Annotated in this window: 3 protein-coding genes and 1 pseudogene; 3 read left to right on the top strand and 1 reads right to left on the bottom strand. The window is 73.5% G+C overall.

What is annotated here, in order from left to right; all coding sequences use genetic code 11:
• Positions 1–33 precede the first annotated feature (33 nt).
• Positions 34–1,482: a serine hydrolase domain-containing protein gene (locus CCN42_RS34165; protein WP_086741308.1), complete on the bottom strand. Its 1,449-nt coding sequence runs from the start codon at positions 1,480–1,482 to the stop codon at positions 34–36.
• Positions 1,483–1,579: 97 nt separating this feature from the next.
• Between CCN42_RS34165 and CCN42_RS34160 the strand changes: the two genes are divergently transcribed.
• From CCN42_RS34160 to CCN42_RS45065, 3 genes and pseudogenes are all read left to right on the top strand, one after another.
• Positions 1,580–2,551, top strand: a complete 972-nt coding sequence (locus CCN42_RS34160) for an LLM class F420-dependent oxidoreductase (RefSeq protein ID WP_086741307.1) — start codon at positions 1,580–1,582, stop codon at positions 2,549–2,551.
• 176 nt (positions 2,552–2,727) lie between these two features.
• Positions 2,728–3,153: an SsgA family sporulation/cell division regulator gene (locus CCN42_RS34155; protein WP_086173142.1), complete on the top strand. Its 426-nt coding sequence runs from the start codon at positions 2,728–2,730 to the stop codon at positions 3,151–3,153.
• 111 nt (positions 3,154–3,264) lie between these two features.
• Positions 3,265–3,539 (top strand): annotated as a pseudogene (locus CCN42_RS45065) (DUF2238 domain-containing protein); the annotation flags it as partial.
• Positions 3,540–3,805: the final 266 nt, after the last annotated feature.

Genomic DNA, 3,805 nt, shown 5'->3' with positions numbered 1-3,805 from the left:
CACGGCAGCCCGCTGCGCACCTTCCGCGCCCCGTCAGGGTGACGGAGGACGCGGGGCACACCGGGTGCGCAGCGGGCTGCCGTGCAGGGGCTGGGTGCTCCAGCGGGCGGTGAAGACGCGGTCCTGGAGCGAGCAGGTGAGCAGCAGGTGGTGCGGGGTCTCCAGGAACAGCAGGTCCAGGCTCAGGGTCGTGGCGTCCGTCCAGCCCCCGCTCACCGCCACCGGGGCGGGGTCCTCGGCGACGGTCCAGCCCTCCCCGCTCAGGCGGAGCGGGAGGTCGTGCCCGTCGTCGGTGAGCGTCACCGTCCAGCCGCCCGGCTCGCCGCGCACGGTGACCGCCGACAGTCCGGGCTGGTCCACGCAGAGGCCACCGGCCGGGACGAACGCGGCGGCGGCCCAGTCGTCCGCCCGGCCGGGGGGCCTGGGCCGGCCCGGGGCGGGCGGCAGCGCGAGCCCCGCCAGCCGCTCCCGCAGGGCCCGCTCCGCCGGCTCTCGGCCGGTCAGGGGAGCGGGCCCGAAGGCGGGCAGCAGATGGGCCCAGACCAGGTTCAGCATCTCCTGCATCCGCTCGGTCTCGGCGGTCGTCACGATCACGGCGTCCTGCTCGGGCAGGACCAGGCAGAACTGGCCGTACGCCCCGTCGCCGCGGTAGCCGTGCCGGGACATCCAGAACTGGCAGCCGTAGCCCTGGTTCCAGTCCTCGCGCTCGGTGTCGCCCATGCGGCCCGCGGTGGGGACATGGGGGCGGGTGGCTTCGGCGACCCAGCCCTCCGGCAGCAGTCGCTCGCCCTGCCGGACGCCGTCGCGCAGGTACAGCTCGCCGAGCCGGGCGACGGCGTCGGTGGTGGCGTGCAGTCCGCTGAAGCCGAGTTCGCGGCCGGTGCGGTCGCGCAGCCAGGCTGCTTCCCCGATGCCGAGCGGGTCCAGCAGCCGCGGGCGCAGATAGGCGGTCAGCGGCTGTCCGGTGACCCGCTGGACGATCGCGGCGAGGGTGTAGGTGGTGGGCTGGTTGTAGGCGAAGACGGTGCCGGGGTCCCGCTCCGGCGGCAGCAGCAGGAAGCCCCGCACCGGTTCCGCCGGGTCGAGGGCGAGGGCGGCGTCGATGGTCTCGCCGAGGTGGCCGCTGGACATCGTCGCCACGTGCCGGACCCGCATGGCGCGGCTGCGCGGGTCGGTGATGTCGGCGGCGAACTCGGGGAAGTACGAGATCACCGGGGCGTCGAAGTCGATCAGGCCCTCGGCGGCGGCCAGCGCGGCGGCCGTCCCGGTGAAGCTCTTGCTGAGCGAGTAGAGGAGCTGGAGGCGGTCGGGGGTGTACGGCGCCCACCAGCCGGCGGTCACGACATGGCCGTGGCGGAGGATCATCAGGCTGTGGGGCTCGATCCCGTCGGCGGTGTCGAGGGCGTCGAGGAAGGCCAGGACTCCGGCGGCGTCGACGCCTTGGGCGGCGGGCGTGCTCGTGGGAAGAGGGCGCGCACTCATGCGGTCATCCTCCCTGGTGACGAGCCGGCTGGGGGAGGGTTCTCGCCGAGCTCACGGAGTCCCGTTTTCACTGCTCGGAGCCGGGGACTCGCCCGTTATGGTGCAAATCGGATACACGATGATGACCGAGCAGGCCGGGCCCCGGGATCTGGTCGAGCACGTGGTGCGGGCCGAGGAGGCCGGCTTCGACTTCTCGGTGACCTCGGACCACTACTTTCCGTGGCTGCGCTCGCAGGGCCACTCCCCGTACGCGTGGACCGTGCTGGGCGCGGCGGCGCAGGCGACGTCCCGTATCCCGCTCATGACGTACGTGACCTGCCCGACCTTCCGCTACCACCCGGCGGTGGTGGCCCAGAAGGCGGCGACCATGCAGTTGCTGTCCGAGGGCCGGTTCCGGCTCGGCCTCGGTTCGGGCGAGAACCTGAACGAGCACGTGGTGGGCGGCGGCTGGCCCTCGGTCGACGTGCGGCACGAGATGCTGGAGGAGGCCGTCGGCATCATCCGGGCGCTCTTCGAGGGCGGGCACGTCACCCGTCGCGGTCAGCACTTCGACGTGGAGTCGGCACGGCTGTGGGATCTGCCCGACGAGCCGCCGCCCATCGGCATCGCCGTCTCCGGCGACCGGTCGTGTGCGCTGGCGGGCCGGCTTGGGGACCTGGTCATCGCGACGGAGCCCAAGCCGGGGCTGCTGGAGGCCTTCGACCGGCACGGCGGTACGGGCAAGCCGCGGGTGGGCCAGCTGCCGGTGTGCTACGACACCGACCGCGACACGGCGATCAAGCGGGCGCACTCCCAGTTCCGCTGGTTCGGCAACGGCTGGAAGGTCAACTCGGAGCTGCCGCACCCCGACTCCTTCGAGTCGGCGACGCAGTTCGTCACGCCGGACGACGTCGCCGGGTCGATCCCGTGCGGTGACGACCCGGAGGCCTTCGTCGAGGCCGTACGCCCGTACGCCGAGGCCGGTTTCACCGAGATCGCGCTGGTGCAGATCGGCGGGGAGACGCAGGCGGAGTTCCTGGACTGGTCGGCGAAGACCCTGCTGCCGGCGCTGCACGACGCGCTGGACTGACCGGCGGCCGGCGAGGACGACACGGCCCGGCGGCCCGCGGAACTCCGGCGGGTCATCGGCTGCTGTCTGCCGGCACTGTGCGGGTCACGGGAGATTGATCACGCCCAGAGCCGAGCATCTTGTGCGTTGAGGGGGTACCAGAAGGCTCTGGACCCGTACTCCCCGGAGGCCTTCTGGTGAACTCCTTCGTGCACAGGACCCTGGTCATGCAGCTCCAGGCCGGCACCGCTGACCGCTTCCCGGTCCTCGCCCACCTGGGGTACGACGCCGAGGACCCGTTCGCCGTCACCGCTGTGTTCAGCCATGACGGCCGGGTGCTCGCCCGGTGGCGGCTGGACCGGGAGATGCTGGCCGACGGCCTGCGCGGCCCGGTCGGCGTGGGCGACGTGCGGATGCGCCCGGAGTCGACGGGCCGCTGGGAGGAGTTGCGCCTGGACTTCTTCGGGGACCCGCGGTCCGACGGCGGCCACCATCACGCGGCGGTGTTCGCCTGGGCTCCGGCGATCGCGTCGTTCCTGGAGGAGACCTACGCGGTGGTGGCGCCCGGCCGGGAGCGGGTCAGGCTCGACGACTTCCTGGCCGAGGTCATAGCGGAGGGCTGAGCGGTTCCCCGTCCAGCGGCCCTGCCGCTCCCCGCGGCCGGGCCGCGCAGCCGTGCTCGCGGGTCCGGCGGCCTCCGCCCGGCCACCGTACGAAACCGCCGCCTGGCTCCGGTCCCGGCCGTGCCGGTCCGGGAACGGCCGGTGCGCATCTCGCCGCTGCGCGGCAGCCGCCGGCCGGCGCCGCTCACCGTGTGAGCGTGCCTCGCCTTCAGCGCGGTGCCGGGATGCCGGAGTGGGCGGCGGCCGTGACCGGCGGTGTGGCGGCGGACGACTCCCCCGCCGCACCGGGCGACGTCCGGGACACGCAGTGGGACATGGTTCCGCGCGCGTTGCTCGGTACGAGCGCCGCCCCGCTGCTGCTCAGCCGGGTGCACGACCGTTGCCTGACACCCCGGCAGCGTTCCGCTGCCCGTCGCAGTGGCCGGCCGCCTCCCACGACGCACCGGGCCGGACGAAGGGCCCCGCCGAAGTCAGCGGGGCGTCACGGTGGGACACGAGGGCCTCCTGAGTACCGGTCATGGATGTCTCAGTCCACACCGAACCCAGAAGGCCCTCACCCCTTCACGTACCCGGCACGTGTGTCACCGACGTCCCGGGACGGCACACCTAGGTCGTGTCCGCAAAGTCCCGTCGTCCGCCCGAAGGGCGGGCC

The sequence above is a fragment of the Streptomyces glaucescens genome, from assembly GCF_002154375.1.
In the GTDB taxonomy this organism is placed as follows: domain Bacteria; phylum Actinomycetota; class Actinomycetes; order Streptomycetales; family Streptomycetaceae; genus Streptomyces; species Streptomyces glaucescens.
The sequence above is the reverse complement of the archived record's forward strand: the minus strand, read 5'-3'. Positions and strand labels throughout refer to the sequence as shown.

Bases quoted from the DNA above. Each gene is read 5' to 3' on its own strand.
- CCN42_RS34165 (WP_086741308.1), bottom strand. From the start codon at position 1,482: ATGAGTGCGCGCCCTCTTCCCACGAGCACGCCCGCCGCCCAAGGCGTC.
- CCN42_RS34160 (WP_086741307.1), top strand. From the start codon at position 1,580: ATGGTGCAAATCGGATACACGATGATGACCGAGCAGGCCGGGCCCCGG.